At 65.3% G+C, this 18,765-nt stretch carries 14 protein-coding genes; 4 read left to right on the top strand and 10 right to left on the bottom strand.

Annotated features, from left to right (window positions below):
- Positions 1-3 precede the first annotated feature (3 nt).
- The 8 genes from QCE64_RS25370 to QCE64_RS25335 form a co-directional block, all read right to left on the bottom strand.
- Complete coding sequence (locus tag QCE64_RS25370) at positions 4-696, bottom strand: NAD(P)-binding domain-containing protein (protein ID WP_309933709.1); 693 nt, start codon at positions 694-696, stop codon at positions 4-6.
- A 58-nt stretch (positions 697-754) separates the two neighbouring features.
- Positions 755-2,014 (bottom strand): hypothetical protein, encoded by a 1,260-nt coding sequence (locus QCE64_RS25365; RefSeq protein WP_309924312.1) that lies wholly within the window; start codon positions 2,012-2,014, stop codon positions 755-757.
- 775 nt (positions 2,015-2,789) lie between these two features.
- Positions 2,790-3,782 carry an amidohydrolase family protein gene (locus QCE64_RS25360; protein WP_310006885.1) on the bottom strand — a complete coding sequence of 331 codons (993 nt, stop codon included), beginning with the start codon at positions 3,780-3,782 and terminating at the stop codon, positions 2,790-2,792.
- A gap of 41 nt (positions 3,783-3,823) precedes the next feature.
- Complete coding sequence (locus QCE64_RS25355; RefSeq protein WP_310006883.1) at positions 3,824-4,048, bottom strand: hypothetical protein; 225 nt, start codon at positions 4,046-4,048, stop codon at positions 3,824-3,826.
- A 26-nt stretch (positions 4,049-4,074) separates the two neighbouring features.
- Entirely contained in the window at positions 4,075-4,323 is a 249-nt protein-coding gene (locus QCE64_RS25350) for a hypothetical protein (protein ID WP_309933704.1), read from the bottom strand.
- Between the two features lie 229 nt (positions 4,324-4,552).
- Positions 4,553-5,509, bottom strand: coding sequence for an amino acid ABC transporter substrate-binding protein (locus tag QCE64_RS25345; RefSeq protein ID WP_309933702.1), 957 nt, complete (start codon positions 5,507-5,509; stop codon positions 4,553-4,555).
- Between the two features lie 13 nt (positions 5,510-5,522).
- Complete coding sequence (locus tag QCE64_RS25340) at positions 5,523-6,827, bottom strand: dicarboxylate/amino acid:cation symporter (protein ID WP_309817039.1); 1,305 nt, start codon at positions 6,825-6,827, stop codon at positions 5,523-5,525.
- A 157-nt stretch (positions 6,828-6,984) separates the two neighbouring features.
- Positions 6,985-7,890 (bottom strand): LysR family transcriptional regulator, encoded by a 906-nt coding sequence (locus QCE64_RS25335; RefSeq protein WP_309924295.1) that lies wholly within the window; start codon positions 7,888-7,890, stop codon positions 6,985-6,987.
- Between the two features lie 103 nt (positions 7,891-7,993).
- On the opposite strand from QCE64_RS25335, the gene QCE64_RS25330 reads away from it, so the two are divergent.
- Positions 7,994-11,536, top strand: a complete 3,543-nt coding sequence (locus QCE64_RS25330) for an indolepyruvate ferredoxin oxidoreductase family protein (protein WP_310006881.1) — start codon at positions 7,994-7,996, stop codon at positions 11,534-11,536.
- On the opposite strand, the gene QCE64_RS25325 is transcribed toward QCE64_RS25330, so the two are convergent.
- Complete coding sequence (locus QCE64_RS25325) at positions 11,500-12,474, bottom strand: LysR family transcriptional regulator (RefSeq protein ID WP_309924290.1); 975 nt, start codon at positions 12,472-12,474, stop codon at positions 11,500-11,502. The genes QCE64_RS25330 and QCE64_RS25325 overlap by 37 nt on opposite strands.
- A 121-nt stretch (positions 12,475-12,595) precedes the next feature.
- Here QCE64_RS25325 and QCE64_RS25320 point away from each other — a divergent pair, with 121 nt between their 5' ends.
- Genes QCE64_RS25320 through QCE64_RS25310 form a run of 3 tightly spaced genes read left to right on the top strand, consistent with a single transcriptional unit; the run spans position 12,596 to position 16,273 of the window.
- Positions 12,596-14,329, top strand: coding sequence for an IlvD/Edd family dehydratase (locus QCE64_RS25320; protein ID WP_309933695.1), 1,734 nt, complete (start codon positions 12,596-12,598; stop codon positions 14,327-14,329).
- Positions 14,330-14,366: 37 nt separating this feature from the next.
- Positions 14,367-15,296: a dihydrodipicolinate synthase family protein gene (locus QCE64_RS25315; RefSeq protein WP_310006879.1), complete on the top strand. Its 930-nt coding sequence runs from the start codon at positions 14,367-14,369 to the stop codon at positions 15,294-15,296.
- A 35-nt stretch (positions 15,297-15,331) separates the two neighbouring features.
- The gene (locus tag QCE64_RS25310; protein WP_310006877.1) at positions 15,332-16,273 is read left to right on the top strand and encodes a Gfo/Idh/MocA family oxidoreductase; all 942 of its coding nucleotides are present in this window, start codon (positions 15,332-15,334) and stop codon (positions 16,271-16,273) included.
- On the opposite strand, the gene QCE64_RS25305 is transcribed toward QCE64_RS25310, so the two are convergent.
- Positions 16,268-18,733 (bottom strand): glycosyl hydrolase 2 galactose-binding domain-containing protein, encoded by a 2,466-nt coding sequence (locus QCE64_RS25305; RefSeq protein WP_310006875.1) that lies wholly within the window; start codon positions 18,731-18,733, stop codon positions 16,268-16,270. The genes QCE64_RS25310 and QCE64_RS25305 overlap by 6 nt on opposite strands.
- Between the last annotated feature and the right edge of the window lie 32 nt (positions 18,734-18,765).

Below are 18,765 nucleotides of genomic sequence, written 5' to 3'. Positions count from 1 at the left end.
TGTCTAGACCGGCTTGGCCTCCTTCATCGCAGAGGTGCACGCATGCCGCGGCGACGCCTTCAGCAGCGCGCGGCCCTCCCAGTACGAAACCAGCTTGCCGAGCCCGCCCGACTCGCTCAGATCGCCGAACGCCTCGATGCGGATCGACTGGTCGATACCGCCCACGCACAGCGGCACGAAGCCGCTCAGCGCAATCAGATACGCGACGGCGTCGCCGGCCGCGAGGTCGTCGGCGGCATAGAACAGCACGGCGGGATCGGGCCAGCGGTTGGCGGCCGCATGCATCGACTCCGGACGGATCGACGCGAATGCCTTGACGAACTTCGTGCCGGGCGGCATAAGCGCCGCGAGGATCTGGCCGGCCGATTCATCGTCGGGAACGATCTTCATGACGCCGCCCTGGCCATCAGGCGCAATCGGATTCGACGGATCGACCACGATCTTGCCCTTCAACGCTTCGCGGTAACGCTCGAACAGATCCTGAATGGCGCCGAAGCGGATGCACGGAATCACGATGTCGGCACGACGGATCGCCTCGCTGACACTGACGGCGCGCGCGCGGCCATTGCATTGCATCGCGAATGCCAGCGACTTCCTGTGATCGCGATCCGCAATCAGGATGGACTCGCCTGCGAGCGCGAGACTGCGCGACAGGTTGGCGCCGATCTGATCGAGACCGATGATTGCCGTTTTCATGCCTGGGTTCCTCTCGCCATGCTGATTGCGCGCGTCGCACGGGCGCTGTTGTTCTTGCTCACGTCGCTGCGAAGCCGCCGCCCATGGCTCCGGCGCCGTCGCTGATGCGCAGGTCCTCCACCTTGCCGTGCAGCCGGAGCGGCATGGCGCCCAGGCCGTGCGTGAGCAGCCCGCCATCGACGGCGATCTTGCGCACGGCGGCGCCGTTGCGGATGCAGAGCGCGGTGGCATCGAGCGTGACGACGACACCCTTCACCATCGATTCGCCCGTCGCCCCATGCGTCTCGACGCCGCGCCGGACCGTCAGCAAGCCGAGTGGACGGCTCACCTGGATGCCGACGGCGCCATCCGCATGCGTGACGATGCGGTCGATATCGGCGAGTTGCACGGTGCCGTCGTAGTCGCTGAAGCCCCGCGCGCCGAAGCCAAAGGTTTCGATCGTCGCGTGGGTCCGCAGCATACCCAGCGTGCCGAAGTTGACGAAGCCGGTGGCGCTCGGGCCGTAGGACGTGACCTTTTCCTCTGCGATCCACGAGCCGACCGTGCCCCAGTTGTCCAGCACCATGTCGTTCGCGCCGTAGGTCGTCACGGGTCCGCGGTTGTGCACGGTCTCCACACAGGCGCCGGATGAAACGAACACGCCGCCCGCAATGCGGTCCGCCGTGCCATGTTCGATGCCGCCGTCGCTGTGAATGGCGCCGGTCTCCATGCGGCCGACGATCAGCTGGCCGCCGGCATCGCCTGCGCCGCCGACGAAGACGCCGCTGCCGTTCACCGGCGCGCCGCCGCGCCCGGCGCTGACGGCCGTGAGGTCGGCCGTGATGGTCACGTAATGATCGTCGTGCTGGTTCCAGACGGTGAAGACGCCCGGGATCACCTCGACGCCATAGCCGCGATGCCGGGTTGCGTGGGCACGTGCATCGGCCGCAATGATGTCTATGTTTTCCGCCGCGATATGGCCGCTGCGGACGTTGTCGCGCGCGAGCAGCTGCACCACGCCGCGCGTGCGGAGATCGTGCAGGTCGATGCGCCCGAGGCGCGTCACGCTCGTGTCGTTATGAATGGCGCGCCGGTCTGCATCGGCGTTCAGTTCGATGCGCGCGACGCAGTTGTCCGTGGTCAGCTGCACGCCGTCCTCGCCCTTCGCGAAGTGCAGCTTCACATCGCTGCCGGCGCCGCTCAGCGTCTGGCCGGGCAGCAGCCTGAAGCCCGGCAGGTCCGCGATGTCGGCGGTGACCGCAATGTGCTGAACTTCCGCGCTCGATACGGCCTCGAGCAAACCGGCCAGGGTCGAGACGTTGCGCTCGCTTGCGCTCATGAGAGAGGTCCGTGACGAAAATTTGTGTCAAAAATAGTCACAGACGAGAGCGCCGCCTAGAGGGCGGCGCACGAAAGCGGAGTTCGGCGGGTTCGAACTGCCAGGCGAAAGCGTTCGGCGCTTACTGCCGTTCGCCGCCCGCCAGTGTCTCGATGATGCCCAAGAGTTGCGCGCTCATCGGCATGTCGAGGCGGGTGCCTGAAGGCAGGCGGATCGGCCGCGAGTTCCTGGAAGGTGACGCCACGCGCCCAAGGTAACCGCTTCAATGACGGTCAAAGATACTTGACTGGCCTTCCTGTTCGAGCGACCTCACCTTGTCAACGATTCGAACCGTCGGCATTTCCTTGCACGACTCGGACACTTCAGCCGCAACCGGCACCGCCCGATCGACAGTGATCTGGTCGGTTTCCCTGATTGCCAACCTGTCCACACCCATGGCCCAGAATCGACGTCGGGAGTCATCAGCTCGCCGAGCGCCCGCGCGTCATGCGCGTTCCAGCCTTTTACCCAACGTTCGATGAGCGCGAGCACCTCTCCCGACGAGTCCGCCGAAGCCTGCGTCGCATGCGCTATCCATGGAAGAAGACAAAAGCACGCGAGCGCGGACCGTCGCATCGCCAAAAGACAGCTGTCCCGACCGACGGTCACACTCGCTTTCGTTGACGTGCTCGTGAAGTTGCTCGTTGTAGTCGCGCATCGCGTTCACTTACCGCGACCGACCAGGGTGAATCCGCTTCGCAAACGCTACAGCTCACCCGGACCAGCATTCGAACTTTCACAGGTTGAGCAGACGCATCGCGTTGTGCCGGCCGATCTTCTCCCGGACCTCTTCATTCATGTCGGTCTTGTCGAACCACTCGCTTCCTGTCGCCATGCTTTCGTAGGGGTAATCGACGGAGAACATCACACGGTCGGCACCGGCTGTTTCGAGAGCGGCATGCAGGGCGCCCGTGTGAAAGTGTCCGCTCGTGGTGAGATAAAAATTGCGGCGCATGTACTTGCCGACGGTTTTCCGTGCAGCACCGCGGCCGGCGCCCTCGTGCTGCATCTGCAAGCGGTGCTCGAGTCGCGGCAGCATGAGAGGCAGGCCTTCGCCCAGATGACCAAGAATGATTTTCAATTTCGGATAGCGGTCGAACAGACCGCTCAACATCAAGCGGATCGCATGCGTCGCCGTCTCATGCGCGAATCCCCACGCCGATCCGACCAGTGCGGGATAGCCTTGGTAGATGCGTTGCTGCGACGGCAGAGGCTCGCGCGGATGCAGATAAACCGGTACGCCCAGCTCGGCGACTCGCGCCCAGAATTCCCATAGTGGAGGTTCGTCGAGATACTCGGCCGAATGAGCGCTGCCAAGGTTCGTATAGCCATTGATCAATGCGCCGACCATGCCTAGCTGTTTAACGGCACGCTCCAGTTCATCGGCGGCCGCTTTGGGCGACTGCAGAGCGACGGTCGCGAACGCACGAAGACGGCGTGGTTGGCGCGAGGTGAAACGCTCGGCGATCTCGTCGTTAGTCCGCCGCGCGAAGTCAACGGCCTGATTGAGATCCACGATCGACTGGGCACCAGGGGAAGCGAGCGAAAGTACGGCGATGTCGATGTCGTTGCGGTCCATTTCTTCGAGACGTCGTTCGACGTCCATAAGCCGCATGTTGACGTCGCTCATGCAGGCTTTGCCGTTGCGTGCGGCCTCGCCGGCGCTGTCCCAGAGGCTGTTGTTCAGCGCGGTACTCAAGTGTTCCTCGAGAACGATCTTGCCTTTCATGACTGCCTCCCAGGAGTCTGATCGATATAACGTCGCCAGGCCTAGGCGGCAGGCTTGAGCAATGCCCGCCATGCCGAGTCGCGCTTCCAGTTGGAGGATGAGAACGCCTGGTTCGCCGCATCGATGGCGGCCTGTGCCCCGGATTCAGAGCCGCCGGCATAGCGGCCGATGACTTCACCGGTGGCGGGGTCCATTGAATCGCGATGTTGCGGTGAGTCAAGCCACTCGCCGCCGATCCAGTGCAACGCGGTGTCTACCGTGCTCATCGATTCAATCCTTTGTCGCGGTGTTTTCAGCAGAGATCACGCGCCGCGCATGCGCCACCCTCTGCTTGCGGGAACGATGCGTCGCCGTGTGCTGCCAGATGGAGTCGAAGCCGCCGCCCCTCGGCCCTGGTGGCCGTCAGCGTTTGTCCGGGGGATAGCCGGAAGCCCGGCATGTCCGCGATGTCGGCGGTCACCGTGATTTGCCGGATCGCCGCATTCGCCGCGGCGTCGAGCAATCCGGCAACGGTCGAGACCTCGCGCTGGTTGGTGTTCATCGCGTAGCCCCGTGTCTGAGTAAGGCTTTAACATAGACACGGGGTGCTTTGCGGAACAGGGGGCGGGCAACGAAACATGCGTTCGGATCGTCCGAACCTTGATGCGGGGCAAGGGGGGCGCTTGCACCCGCGAAAGAATGACTAGGTCGTCGGGGGCATCAGAAACGGACGTACGCGGATATTGGGCAAGCGGTGAAGGCAATTCAAGCACCGGAGGGCATGAGCACGATTACCGCCGTTCGCCACCCGCGAGCGTTTCGATGATGCCCACGAGTTGCGCGCTCATCGGCATGTCGAGGCTCGTGCCTGAAGGCAGGCGGGTCAGGAACCAGCGCTTGTACTGGCGCTCGATCTCGCCGTCGGCCGCGAGTTCCTGGAAGGTGTCCTTCACCACTTGTGCCAGTTGCGGATCGTCCTTGCGGAACATGATGCCGTAGGGTTCATACGACAGATAATCGCCCGCCACGCGGTACGCGCCGCCCTTGCCGGCGTTCGCGGCGATCAGGCCGTAGAGCAGGACGTCGTCGGTGGCGAAGGCATCGGCCTGGCCGTCCGCCACTTGCGCGAAGCCCTGTGCATGATCCGGCACGACCTGGAGATGGATGCCGAGCTGGAACTTCCTGTCCAGTTCGCGCAGCGCGGTTTCGTTGGTGGTGCCGGACGTCACCGCGACGCGCTTGCCCGCGAGATCGCGGAACGAGTTCATCGGCGCATCCTTCTTCACCATCACCTTGGTGCCGGCGACGAAGATGATCGGCGAAAAGGCCACGCGCTGCTGACGCGCGAGATTGCTGGTGGTCGAGCCGCATTCGAGGTCCACCTTGCCGCCGGCAACGGCATCGATGCGCGTATCCGGCGTGACCGGCACCCAGCGAATCGTGAGCGTCCGGTGTATGGACGTTTCGATGGCCGCAACCAGCGACTTGCACAGTTCGATGGAATAGCCGATGGGCGTGCGCCGTGCGTCGAGATACGAGAACGGCACCGACGCATCGCGATAACCGATCGCGATGGTGCCGGAGTCGCGCACCTTCGCGAGCGTGCCGGTCAGCGTGGCGGGCGCGTAGGGATCGTTGACGGGGCGCGCGGGCTGCACGTCGTCATCGGCGGCGTAGACGGCGTGCGTGGCGCAGGACAGCGTGAGCGCAGCCCACGCCGCGCACTTCCAGAAGCGCGGCATCTTCATGAGACGCTCCTCTTCAGACCTGTGCGGGATGCGCCAGCGAGGCGTCCTGTTCGGCTTCGATGCGCGCGGCGTTGGCGTCCGCGTCCCGCTCTGACAGCAACTCGCCTTCCCACTTCGCCACCACCGCGCTGGCGATGGAATTGCCCACGGCATTGGTCGCGGAGCGGCCCATGTCGAGGAAGGTATCGACGCCCAGGATCAGGAGCAAGCCCGCTTCCGGAATGTTGAACTGATTGAGCGTCGCGGCGATCACGACCAGCGACGCGCGCGGCACGCCCGCCATGCCCTTCGACGTCAGCATCAGGATCAGCAGCATGGTGAGCTGCGTGGTCAGCGACAGATGGATGTTGTAGGCCTGCGCGATGAACAGCGACGCGAAGGTGCAATACATCATCGAGCCGTCGAGGTTGAACGAATAGCCCATCGGCATCACGAAGCTGGAGATCTTGCGGCGCACGCCGAAGCGGTCGAGCGCGTCGAGAATCTTCGGATAGGCCGCTTCCGAACTCGCCGTTGCGAACGACAGCATGAACGCCTCTTTGATGAGCGAGAGCAGCTTCAATACGCGCCGCCCGAGGAAGAAGAAGCCCGCGAGCGCGAGCAGCCCCCACAGGATGAACAGGCTCAGATAGAAGTCGGCCATGAAGACGGCGAACTTCATCAGGATCGACAGCCCGTTCACCGCGACGGTCGCGGCCATCGCGGCCAGCACTGCGAGCGGCGCGAGCTTCATCACGTAGCCGGTGATCTTGAGCATCACGTGCGAGAGCTGGTCGATGGCATCCAGCAGCACCTTGCCTTTCTCGCCGAGCGCGGCGAGCGCGACGCCGAAGAACATCGAGAACACGACGATCTGCAGGATCTCGTTGTTCGCCATCGATTCGGCGAACGAGCGCGGCACCATGTGGCCGACGAAGTCCTTCAGCGTGAACTTGGAAGTGGCGAGATTGGCGGAGGCGCCGATGTCGGGCAGCGGCAGACCGAGGTTATCGCCGGGCCGCAGCAGGTTGGACATCAGCAGGCCGAGCAGCAGCGAGACCAGCGAGGCGGTGACGAACCACGCGAGCGCCTTGGCGAACACGCGTCCGACCGAGGCGGCGTCGCCCATGTGCGCGATGCCGACGACCAGTGTGGAGAAGACGAGCGGACCGATCAGCATCTTGATCAGCCGCAGGAAGACATCGGAGACGAGGGAGATGTAACCGGCAATCTCGGTCGCGGCTTTCTTGTCTGGAAAGCTGGTGAAGACCATGTAGCCAAGCCCGATGCCGATAACCATCGCGACCAGGATCCAGACGGCGGACGAACTCTTCTTCATCTCCAAACCTCCATGGTTTGCATGTCAATCAGATTGCATGTCAAATTTCGGATGGAACGGGCGATGCAAGATTTCCGGCACTGCTCAGATTCTACTGCGGCTTTTTAATGGCGTCGCTTGCGAAAAAATAGCGGAATGCGCGTGAGTCCGGGCGACTTCAGCCGCCGCACGCGTGGATCAGGAACTGCTGCAATGCGGTGGCGGGGCCGTTCAGTGCGGCGCCCTTGCGCCAGATCATGCCGGCTTCCATGTGGGGAATCACGTCGTGCACGGGCCGCGCCTCGATGCGCTTGCCTTCCAGCGACCACGGCCGGAACACCATGTCGGACAGCACCGTGACGCCGAAGCCGTGCGCCACGAGCCCGCGCAGCGCTTCCATCGAACTCGTGCGAAAGGTCACCGCCGGCTCGATGCGCTTCTTGCGCCAGTAGCGCATCGTGGAGTGCTCGCCTTCGTCGACAGTAATCATGATGTACGGATGCGCGGCGATGTCCTTGAGCGACACCGCCTCCCGCTGCGCCAGCGGATGCGAAGGCGCGACCCACAACTGCCGGCGCGAGCGCATCAGCACTTGCGTATGAAAGCGGCTGGCGCGTTCCAGGTTTGAGAGCAGCACCACGCCGATGTCGATCTCTCCGTTCGCCACCGCGGTTTCGATGTCGGCCCGTTCCATGTCGCGGAGATCGAATTCGATAAACGGATAGGTCGCGCGAAAACGCGCCAGCAACTCGGGCAGGAAATAGCCGAGCAGCGTGTAGGAGGCCGCGATGCGCGCGACGCCGCGCATGTCGTGCGAACGGAACGGCGGCTTGTGCATGGCGTCGCGGGCGGCGTCGAGCACGCGGCGCGCGTGATTGTGGAAGTCCTGACCGTCGGGCGTCAGCGCGACGCCCTGCGGCAGGCGTTCGAACAGCTTCGTGCCGAGCGCGTCTTCGAGCGCCTGCACGGCGTGGGTGATCGCCGATTGCGACACGTGCTGGTTGGCGGCCGCCATCGAGAATTGCCCGGTTTGCGCAGCGGCCACGAAATAGCGCAATTGCCGCAGGGTGAGATCGAACGTCATCTGATTTTCAGATACCAGAGTTGTTTATTCATGATTTTACGATGGCGGACCGCCTTCCTATACTCGGGAAAAACTAAAAATCCCGAATCTGGAGACGAGCCCCATGAATGCACCCGATCGCGCTGCGCTGGCTTCCGCCGACGTTTCACTCGACGACAAATACACCCTGGAGCGAGGCCGCGTCTACCTGAGCGGCACGCAGGCGCTGGTCCGTCTGCCGATGCTTCAGAAAGCGCGCGACCGGCTGGCGGGGCTGAATACGGCGGGTTTCATCTCGGGTTATCGCGGTTCGCCGCTGGGTGCGCTCGATCAGTCGCTATGGAAGGCGAAGGCGCACCTGAAGGAGCACGATATCGTGTTCCAGCCGGGCGTGAACGAGGATCTCGCGGCCACGGCAATCTGGGGCACGCAGCAGATCAACCTGTGGCCCGGCGCCACGCGCGAAGGCGTGTTCGGCATGTGGTACGGCAAGGGACCGGGCGTGGACCGCACCGGCGACGTCTTCAAGCACGCAAATTCGGCAGGCACGGACCCGCATGGCGGCGTGCTGGTGCTGGCGGGCGACGATCATGCGGCGAAGTCGTCGTCGGTCGCGCATCAGTCGGATCACGCGTTCATTGCGGCGGGCATGCCGGTGCTGTATCCGTCGAACGTGCAGGAGTATCTCGACTACGGCCTGCATGGCTGGGCCATGAGCCGCTATTCGGGCCTGTGGGTGGCGATGAAATGCGTGACCGACGTGGTGGAGTCGACTGCGTCGATCGATCTCGATCCGGACCGCGTGCACATCGTCACGCCCACCGATTACGCGATGCCGGAAGGCGGCCTCAACATCCGCTGGCCCGATGCGCCGCTCGCGCAGGAAGCCCGCTTGCTCGACGAAAAGTGGTACGCGGCGCTGGCCTACGTGCGCGCGAACAAGCTGAACCGCGTCGTGATCGATTCGCCCACGCCGCGCTTCGGCATCATCACGGCGGGCAAGGCTTATCTCGATGTGCGCCAGGCGCTGATCGACCTCGGTCTCGACGATGACACCTGCGCGCAGATCGGCCTGCGGGTGCTGAAAGTGGGCTGCGTCTGGCCGCTCGATGCACAGGACGCGCGCGCGTTCGCCACGGGTCTGGAAGAGATTCTCGTCGTGGAAGAGAAGCGGCAGATCCTCGAATATGCGCTGAAGGAAGAGCTTTACAACTGGCGCGAGGATGTGCGCCCGCGCATTTACGGCAAGTTCGACGAACGCAACAACGAAGGCGGCGAGTGGTCCGTGCCGCGCGGCGACTGGCTATTGCCGGCGCATCACGAGCTCTCGCCGGCGCTGATCGCGAAGGCGGTCGCGCGGCGTCTTGCGCATCTCGACCTTCCCGCCGACGTGCGCGCGCGCATGCTGGCGCGGGTCGCGACCATCGAGGCGAAGGAGCGCGAAGCAAGCAAGCCGCGCGTGGAGGCCGAACGCAAGCCGTGGTTCTGTTCAGGTTGCCCGCACAACACGTCGACGCGCGTGCCCGAGGGTTCGCGCGCGCTGGCGGGCATTGGCTGCCATTACATGTCGATGTGGATGGACCGCAACACGGAAACCTTCAGCCAGATGGGCGGCGAGGGCGTGGCGTGGATCGGCCAGATGCATTTCTCGGGCGACAAGCACGTGTTCGTCAATCTCGGCGACGGCACGTATTTTCATTCGGGCCTGCTGGCGGTGCGCGCGGCGATTGCCGCGAACGCGAGCATCACCTACAAGATTCTCTACAACGATGCGGTGGCGATGACCGGCGGCCAGCCCGTCGACGGCGTGCTGACGGTGCCGCAGATCGCGCATCAGGTGTTCGCGGAAGGGGCGAAGCGGATCGTCATCGTGACGGACGAGCCGCAGAAGTACGATGCGACGGTCGTGCTGCCGCAAGGCGTGAGCGTGCATCATCGCGACGAACTGGACCGCATCCAGCGCGAGCTGCGCGACACGCCGGGCACCACGATCCTCATCTACGATCAGACCTGCGCCACCGAAAAGCGCCGGCGCCGCAAGCGCGGCACTTATCCCGATCCGGCCCGCCGCGCGTTCATCAATGACGCCGTGTGCGAAGGCTGCGGCGACTGCTCGGTGCAATCGAACTGTCTCTCGGTCGAGCCGCTGGACACGGCGCTCGGCACCAAGCGCAAGATCAACCAGTCGGCGTGCAACAAGGACTTCTCCTGCGTGAAGGGCTTCTGCCCGAGCTTCGTCACCGCCGAGGGCGCACAGGTCAGGAAGCCGCGCGCAGCAAAAGGCGCCACGCCCGACTTCGACGCGCTGCCGCTGCCCACACTGCCCGAGCTGGCGAAGCCGTATGGCGTGCTCGTGACAGGCGTCGGCGGGACGGGTGTGGTGACGATCGGCGGCTTGATCGGCATGGCCGCGCATCTCGAACGCAAGGGCGTGACCGTGCTCGACATGGCCGGACTCGCGCAGAAAGGCGGCGCCGTGCTGAGCCATGTGCAGATCGCGCCCACGCCGCAGGCGCTGCACGCGACGCGCATCGCGACCGGCGAGGCGCGGCTCGTGATCGGGTGCGATGCGGTGGTGTCGGCGTCGAAGGACGTGCTGTCGCGCACGCGGCACGGCATCACGCAGGCGGCGATCAACAGCGGCGCCACGCCGACGGCGGACTTCATCACCGACGCCAACTGGCGCTTCCCGGCCACGCAGACGGAACAGGCGTTGTCGGAGAGCATGGGCGAGGGCTGCGCGTTCATCGACGCCAATGCGCTCGCCCTGAAGCTGCTCGGCGACACGCTCTACGCGAATCCGCTGCTGCTGGGCTTCGCGTGGCAGAAGGGCTGGCTGCCGCTGGAACTGGCGAGCCTGAAGCGCGCGATCGAACTGAACGGCGTGGCGGTGGAGAAGAACTGGCTGGCGTTCGGATGGGGACGTCATGTGGCGCAGCACGGCGTGGGCAGCTTGCTCGATGCAGGCCGGCAGACCATCGTGCTGAAGATGCCCGAGTCGCTCGACCAGGTGATCGCCACGCGCGAAGCCCTGCTGACGGCGTATCAGAACGCGGCGTATGCGCGCGCTTATCGCGACGTGGTCGAGCGTATCCGCGCCAGGGAGCAAGGCCTGGGCGGCCATGCGAAGCTGCCGCTGACGCGCGCGGTCGCGGTGAACCTCGCGAAGCTGATGGCGTACAAGGACGAATACGAAGTGGCGCGCCTGTATGCCGATCCGGCGTGGCTCGACAAGCTGCGCGACCAGTTCGAAGGCGAGCCGGGCCGCGACTACGCGTTGTCGTTTCATCTCGCGCCACCGCTGTTCGCAAAACGCGACGAGCACGGGCATCTCGTCAAGCAGCGCTTCGGCGGCTGGACGCTGCATGCGTTCCGGGCGCTCGCGCGGCTCAAGGGCGTGCGCGGCACGCCCTTCGATGTCTTCGGCAAGACCGCGGAGCGCCGCGCTGAGCGCCGTCTGATCGCGGACTACATGGCGCTGGCCGATGAATTCTGCGCCACGCTCGACGACGCGCGCCTCGATACGGCCCTGCAACTCGCGAAGCTGCCAGATGAGATTCGCGGCTTCGGCCATGTGAAGGAACGCAACATGGCGGCGGTGCAGGTCAAGCGCGAGCGGCTGCTTGCAAGCTATCGCGCGCCGGTGGAATCCAGGGCGACGGCCTGAGCGCCATACACGTCGAGCGCGGCGGCCTTCAGCGCACGCACCATGGTTTCGGTGGCGGGCGTGAGCAGGCGGTCGGCGCGCGTGACGATGCCGTAGTCGTCCATGCGGCAATCCATCTGCAAGGGCAGGATCTCGACGATGCGATGACGCGCGTAATAGCGCGCCACGTCTTCCGCCAGCACGGCGATCATGTCGCTCTGTTCGAGCAGTTGGGTGACGAACAGGATCGCCGCCGTTTCGACCACGTTCGACGGCGGCGCGAGGCTGGCGCGCTGGAACATCAGGTCGAAGCGATGCCGCAGCACGCTGCCCGCCGGCGGCACGAGCCACGCGGCCTGCTGCACGTCGGCGAGCGCCAGGTTCTTTCTCTTCAGCAGCGGATGCTCCGCGCGCACCACGGCGCGCGCCGGTTCGCCCGCGAGCGGCGCATAGCGCAACTGCACGTTGTCCTGTTCCGCCGAGAGGCGCCCGATCACGATGTCGAGCTTGTCCTGCGCGAGACGTTCGAGCAGCGCATTGCTGCCGTCGATCTCGACGGACACGCGAATGTCCGCATGCAGGCGCTTGACGGCCGCGACGGCGGCGGGCAGCAGCCGCACGCCGGGCGACGTGATCGCGCCGATGCTCACGTGACCGAGCCTTCCCGACTTCAACGCAAGCAGTTCTTCCTGCGCCTGATCGAGGCTGCCGAGCACGGCGCGCGCGTGGCGGATGACCGCTTCGCCATACAGCGTGGGCCGTACGCCGCGCGGTTCGCGGTCGAACAGCGTGACGCCGAGCGCTTCTTCCAGTTCGCGCAGGGTCTTGGATGCAGCCGGCTGCGTCATGTTGAGCGCCGCCGCCGCGCGATGAACATTGCCTTCCTCCGCCAGCGCCGCGATCAGCAGCAGCTGACGCGTCTTCAGATGGTTGCGGACGTTCGAGACACTCGTATTCATGAATGAACCCGGGTTATTACTAATGCCGGAATGGTTATCGATGAAGTCCATCTTTTCATTAGTAGATTATCACCCGCAGGCATACACTCGGGCGCATAACGAATTGACACGGAAGAGACACATGTCCGCCCCCAAGCCCAAGCTGCGCTCCGCGCAATGGTTCGGCACCAATGACAAGAACGGCTTCATGTACCGAAGCTGGATGAAGAACCAAGGCATTCCGGACCATGAGTTCGACGGCAGGCCGATCATCGGCATCTGCAATACCTGGTCCGAACTCACACCCTGCAATGCGCACTTCCGCAAGGTCGCGGAACACGTGAAACGCGGCGTCTACGAGGCGGGCGGCTTTCCGGTGGAGTTCCCGGTGTTCTCGAACGGCGAATCGAACCTGCGCCCGACCGCGATGCTCACGCGCAACCTCGCCGCGATGGACGTGGAAGAAGCGATTCGCGGCAATCCCATCGACGCCGTCGTGCTGCTCACGGGCTGCGACAAGACCACGCCCGCGCTGCTGATGGGCGCGGCCAGCTGCGACGTTCCGGCCATCGTCGTGACCGGCGGCCCGATGCTCAACGGCAAGCTCGATGGCAAGAACATCGGCTCCGGCACGGCGGTGTGGCAACTGCACGAGTCGCTGAAGGCGGGCGAGATCGACCTGCATCAGTTCCTCTCGGCGGAAGCGGGCATGTCGCGTTCGGCGGGCACCTGCAACACCATGGGCACCGCCTCGACTATGGCGTGCATGGCCGAAGCGCTCGGCACCTCGCTCCCGCACAACGCCGCGATTCCCGCCGTCGATGCGCGCCGCTACGTGCTCGCCCACATGTCGGGCATCCGCATCGTGGAGATGGCGCTGGAAGGTCTCACGCTCTCGAAGATCCTGACGCGCGAGGCCTTCGAGAACGCGATCCGCACCAACGCGGCAATCGGCGGGTCGACCAATGCGGTGATTCACCTGAAGGCGATTGCGGGGCGCATCGGCGTGCCGCTGGAACTCGAAGACTGGACGCGCATTGGCCGCGACACGCCGACCATCGTCGACCTGATGCCGTCGGGCCGCTTCCTGATGGAAGAGTTCTATTACGCGGGCGGGCTGCCCGCCGTGCTGCGGCGGCTGGGCGAAGCCGGGCTCATTCCGCATCCGGCCGCGCTGACCGTCAACGGCAAGTCCCTGTGGGACAACGTCAAGACCGCGCCGATCACCAATGACGAAGTCATCCGCACGCTGGATCATCCGCTGATCGCGGACGGCGGCATCCGCGTGCTGCGCGGCAATCTCGCGCCGCGCGGCGCGGTGCTGAAGCCTTCCGCCGCCACGCCGGAACTGCTGAAGCATCGCGGCCGCGCCGTGGTGTTCGAGGATCTGGAGCACTACAAGGAACGCATCGTCGATGAATCGCTCGATGTCGACAAGGACTCCGTGCTCGTGCTGAAGAACTGCGGGCCGAAGGGATATCCGGGCATGGCCGAAGTGGGCAACATGGGCTTGCCGCCGAAGCTGCTGCGCCAGGGCATCAAGGACATGGTGCGCATCTCCGACGCCCGCATGAGCGGCACGGCGTACGGCACGGTGGTGCTGCACGTGGCGCCCGAAGCGGCGGCGGGCGGGCCGCTGGCGGCCGTGCGCGACGGCGACTGGATCGAACTCGATTGCGACGCCGGCACGCTGCATCTGGACATCGGCGAAGAGGAGCTGGCGCGCCGCATGAGCGACCGCAAGCCGCCGCGTTCGCATGGCGACGGCGGTTATCAGCGGCTGTATGTGGACCACGTGTTGCAGGCGGACGAGGGCTGCGACCTCGACTTTCTCGTCGGCATGCGCGGTGCGGCGGTGCCGAGACATTCGCACTGAGTGCGCTTGAAGAACCCGAGACCATGAGGACGCCAGCATGAGCCGTCACGTCAGTCCACGCTATCGCGGCATCTTTCCGGTCGTGCCGACGACCTTCACCGACAGCGGCGAACTGGATCTGGAGAGCCAGAAGCGCGCGGTGGATTTCATGATCGACGCGGGCTCGGACGGCCTGGCGATCCTCGCCAACTTCTCCGAGCAGTTCTCTCTGGCCGACGACGAGCGCGACGTCCTCACGCGCACGATCCTCGAACATGTGGCGGGCCGCGTGCCGGTGATCGTCACCACCTCGCACTACGGCACGCGCGTGTGCGTGGAGCGCAGCCGTCGCGCACAAGAGCTGGGCGCCGCGATGATCATGGCCATGCCGCCGTATCATGGCGCGACCTTCCGGGTGCCCGAGAGCGCCATCTACACGTTCTACGCGCGCCTCTCGGACGCGTTGACGATCCCCATCATGATCCAGGACGCGCCCGCCGCAGGCACGCCGCTTTCAGCGGCCTTCCTGGCACGCATGGCGCGCGAGATCGAGCAGGTGTCGTACTTCAAGATCGAAACGCCGGGCGCGGCGAACAAGCTGCGCGAGCTGATCGGCCTCGGCGGCGAAGCCATCGAAGGTCCGTGGGACGGTGAGGAAGCCATCACGCTGCTCGCGGACCTTAACGCGGGCGCGACCGGATCGATGACGGGCGGCGGCTTCGCGGATGGCATCCGGCCGATCATCGAGGCGCATCGCGAAGGACGTACCGACGATGCCTTCGATCTCTATCAGCGCTGGCTGCCGCTCATCAATCACGAAAACCGTCAGGCCGGCTTGCTGGCGACCAAGGCGCTGATGAAGGAAGGCGGCGTCATTGCCTGCGATGCGCCGCGTCATCCGCTGCCTGCGATGGGACGCGAAACGCGCGACGAACTCATCGCCATCGCGCGCCGTCTCGATCCGCTGGTGTTGCGCTGGGCCCGCTAGGGTATCGTGACGCCTTCATGCAAAGGAGAGAGGACATGGAAGGAGTCGTTCGGCTTGGCGTAGTGGGCATCGGCAAGATCGCGCGCGATCAGCATCTGCCGGCCATCGCCGCCCAGCCCGGGTTCGAGCTCGTCGCCTGCGCGAGCCGTCATGCGAGCGTGGATGGCGTGCGCAACTATCGGGATGTCGGCGAGCTGCTGGCTGCCGAGCCAGGGATCGACGCGGTGTCGCTGTGCGCGCCGCCGCAAGTGCGCTATGAACAGGCGCGGGCCGCGCTCGAAGCGGGCAAGCATGTGATGCTGGAGAAGCCGCCGGGCGCGAGCGTGAGCGAGGTCGAGGCCCTGCACGAGATCGCCCGGGCGCGTAGCCGCACCTTGTTTGCGACGTGGCATTCACGCGCAGCGCCGGCTGTCGAAGCGGCGCGTGCATGGCTGGCATCGCGGGAAGCGGGCGCGCTGCGGTCAGTGGAAGTGCGCTGGAAAGAGGACGTGCGGCGCTGGCATCCGGGACAGGAGTGGATCTGGGAGCCAGGCGGTCTCGGCGTATTCGATCCCGGCATCAACGCGCTCTCCATCGTGACCCGCATCCTGCCGCATGAGGTCGCATTGCGCGGCGCGACGCTGACCACGCCCGCCGATACCGCGACGCCCATCGCCGCCGAACTCGATTGCGTTGCAAGCAACGGCGCGCCCGTGCGCGCAGTGTTCGACTGGCGGCATGGCCCGGTCGAGGAATGGGACATCGATATCGAAACGGAAGGCGGCCGTCTGTCGCTGCGTGAGGGCGGCAAGCGTCTTGCCATTGCGGGCAAGGACATCGACGCAGGCCCGGAGCGCGAATATCCCGCGCTGTACGAGCGCTTTCACGAACTCATCGCGACGAACACGAGCGACGTCGATGTGCGTCCGTTGCGCCTCGTTGCCGATGCGTTCCTGAACGGACGCATCGTCGGCACCGAGGCCTTCGGGCGTTCATGACGCCCGATAAGGCGCACTGCGCGAAGCATTGACCGCGCACACATCGCCCTCCGGCGCGGCGCGCACATTTGCGTGCCGTGCCACGAGCGGAATGCGTCGCGGCTGGCCGGGTGCGAGATGAAACCAGTCGATGCGTGCGCGATAGTCCGGGTCATCGATGTGCACCCAGCGCGCCAGCTGCGCGGTCTCGATCACGAGACTCCAGCCATCCCCGTCTTTCTCCACGCTCGCCTTGAGGCCGATGTCGCGCCGCTCGCCGATCGATGGATCCGGGAAATGGAAGGCTTCGGACAAGGTCTCGCCGGTGCCGGCATCGCGCAGGACCACGTGCGTGACATCATGCGCGCGCGGGCCGAAGCGGTACGCATACGCGCTGTCGAAGAAGGCGCCGATCAGCCGGTTCGATGAAATGCGCTGCACGCTGCGCGCGGGCAGCACGATATCGCACGCGCCGCCCGCGACCTTCACCGACCCTTCACGCAGGCACGCCAGTTCCACACGCCCGCGAATCTCGTGCGCCGTCTCGTTGACGAGATGCACGTCGAGGCCTTCGAGCCCTTCGTCGAGCAACAGCGCCTGCACGGGCTGAAGCACGCGCGCGAGGCCATGCAGTGCACTCTTGGGCGCGCCCAGCACGTCGATGACGCCCCAGCCCGCGCCGGGTCTCACATCGAGCAGATTCCACACGATGCCGCCCGCACAGGTCGAGCCCTGCCTGCGCCATTCGGAAAACACAGCGCCAATGACATCGGCGACCACTGCGCGCGACAGCTCCAGATAGCGCTCGGGATTCTCATAGCGCAAGCGCGGCACGTCCTGTCGATAGAGCGACTGCATGTAGTACTCGCGCACGTCGTCGAAGTCCCAGGCGGAACCCGGATCGCGCGGCACGCCGGCTTTCCAGCGCGGCTCGTGCGCGCGCGGATTCGGCAGCGCGCGCAAGGCGACATCGTCGGGCACGTTGGCGAACGCCAGACACTCTGACGCGAAGCGGACCTGTGCGCGGCGGACGTCATCGAACGAGCGTTGATACGCGGGCACGCCGTAGTAATGCGTGATGCCGCCGCGCGTGCCGAAGGGCATCGACTCGGTATCGCCGGGCGCGGCGCTCGGCGAGTTCACGACATAGGCGACATCGGGCCGCTCCGCAGCGATCGCCTCGGGCAGCCACTCGGTGAACAGGCGTTGCTGATAGGCGTCGAAGGGCAGGCCGAGCATCGCGGCCTGCTGATGCACCTCGCTTCCGCCGCACAGCACCGCCAGCGAAGCAAAACGCCGCGTGCGCGCGAGGAACTGGCGGGCTTCACGCTGCACGCTCAGATGGAAGGCTTCGTCATCGGGGTAATCGAAATTGGCGAACGCGAAGTCCTGCCAGACGAGCACGCCGTAACGGTCCGCGAGTTCATAGAACGTATCCGACTCGTACAGCGTGATGCCGCTGACGCGAATCATGTTGAGGCCCGCGTCGCGGACCAGCGTGAAGAGGGCTTCGAGCTTCTCATGCGGCGCGTCGAGCGCGACGATATCCGCCGAGGTCCAGCACGCGCCGCGCGCGAACACGGGCACGCCATTCACGACCGGCTGAAAGCCCTGGCCATCCGCGCCGCGATCCACATGCACGGTGCGAAAGCCGATCTCGCCCAGCGCGATATCGCCAAGCTTGACGGCATAGCGGAAGGGTTCGCCGTGCGTATGCGGATACCACAGGCGCACGTCCGGAACCTGCACGCGGCCGGTCAGCGTATGCGCGTCCTGCCATTGCATGACCGCATGCGCTTCGCCGCATTCGAGCCGCACCGGCGCGGCCTCCTGCGCATGAAAGAAGCGCACGGCGACATCGAGCACGCCGTCATTGCCTTCCACGCGGGAACGCATCTCGATCGACTCGATACAGCCCTGCGCTTCGCCGATCAGTTCCACCGCGCGCCACGGTCCGGCCGGCTGGATTGTCGGACACCAGCCCGCCATGTGACCGAGCAGCGTCGTGCGCACGTTGCGCAACGTGGCCGGTTGCGCGAGCTTCGGACGCCAGCGCGCACGGCCCCGTTTCGCGGCGAGCGCGGGCGCGATCGAACGAAAGCACAGGTGCAGCACGTGCTCGCCCTTCAGTTCGACATCGAGATCATGCGCGATGAACATCGAATCCGAGTCGAGCAATTTGACGTCGTCGAGCCAGACTTCGGTGATGGTTGCAAGGCCATTGAAGCGCAGCCGGCGCTTGCCGTGCCCGCTCAGCTTCAGCCGATACCAATGATCCGCATGCGCGAACGGCTGAGCCAGCGCTTCGTCTTTCACGCCGGTTGCGCGCAATGCCGAAGCCACCGTGCCCGGCACGGGCGCGTCGATCCAGTGTGTCTGCGTGTCGAGCGAAGCCGGTGTCGCGCAGGCACCCGCGGGCGTGCTCACGCATTGCCAGCCGTCGGCGAGGCGTCGCGGCGCGTGCGCGAGCGAGACGTGCATGACTCTTCCTCGTGAATGGAATAAGGGAACAT

Origin of the sequence: Caballeronia sp. LZ043 (genome assembly GCF_031451075.1) — a bacterium.
In the GTDB taxonomy this organism is placed as follows: Bacteria; Pseudomonadota; Gammaproteobacteria; order Burkholderiales; family Burkholderiaceae; genus Caballeronia.
Note: the sequence above shows the minus strand (reverse complement) of the source record. Positions and strands in the feature narration are given on the sequence as shown.

Bases quoted from the DNA above. Each gene is read 5' to 3' on its own strand.
- QCE64_RS25350 (WP_309933704.1), bottom strand. From the start codon at position 4,323: ATGAACACCAACCAGCGCGAGGTCTCGACCGTTGCCGGATTGCTCGAC.
- QCE64_RS25310 (WP_310006877.1), top strand. From the start codon at position 15,332: ATGGAAGGAGTCGTTCGGCTTGGCGTAGTGGGCATCGGCAAGATCGCG.
- QCE64_RS25315 (WP_310006879.1), top strand. From the start codon at position 14,367: ATGAGCCGTCACGTCAGTCCACGCTATCGCGGCATCTTTCCGGTCGTG.
- QCE64_RS25330 (WP_310006881.1), top strand. From the start codon at position 7,994: ATGAATGCACCCGATCGCGCTGCGCTGGCTTCCGCCGACGTTTCACTC.
- QCE64_RS25365 (WP_309924312.1), bottom strand. From the start codon at position 2,014: ATGAGCGCAAGCGAGCGCAACGTCTCGACCCTGGCCGGTTTGCTCGAG.
- QCE64_RS25320 (WP_309933695.1), top strand. From the start codon at position 12,596: ATGTCCGCCCCCAAGCCCAAGCTGCGCTCCGCGCAATGGTTCGGCACC.
- QCE64_RS25370 (WP_309933709.1), bottom strand. From the start codon at position 696: ATGAAAACGGCAATCATCGGTCTCGATCAGATCGGCGCCAACCTGTCG.
- QCE64_RS25305 (WP_310006875.1), bottom strand. From the start codon at position 18,733: ATGCACGTCTCGCTCGCGCACGCGCCGCGACGCCTCGCCGACGGCTGG.
- QCE64_RS25355 (WP_310006883.1), bottom strand. From the start codon at position 4,048: ATGAGCACGGTAGACACCGCGTTGCACTGGATCGGCGGCGAGTGGCTT.
- QCE64_RS25345 (WP_309933702.1), bottom strand. From the start codon at position 5,509: ATGAAGATGCCGCGCTTCTGGAAGTGCGCGGCGTGGGCTGCGCTCACG.
- QCE64_RS25360 (WP_310006885.1), bottom strand. From the start codon at position 3,782: ATGAAAGGCAAGATCGTTCTCGAGGAACACTTGAGTACCGCGCTGAAC.
- QCE64_RS25335 (WP_309924295.1), bottom strand. From the start codon at position 7,890: ATGACGTTCGATCTCACCCTGCGGCAATTGCGCTATTTCGTGGCCGCT.
- QCE64_RS25325 (WP_309924290.1), bottom strand. From the start codon at position 12,474: ATGAATACGAGTGTCTCGAACGTCCGCAACCATCTGAAGACGCGTCAG.
- QCE64_RS25340 (WP_309817039.1), bottom strand. From the start codon at position 6,827: ATGAAGAAGAGTTCGTCCGCCGTCTGGATCCTGGTCGCGATGGTTATC.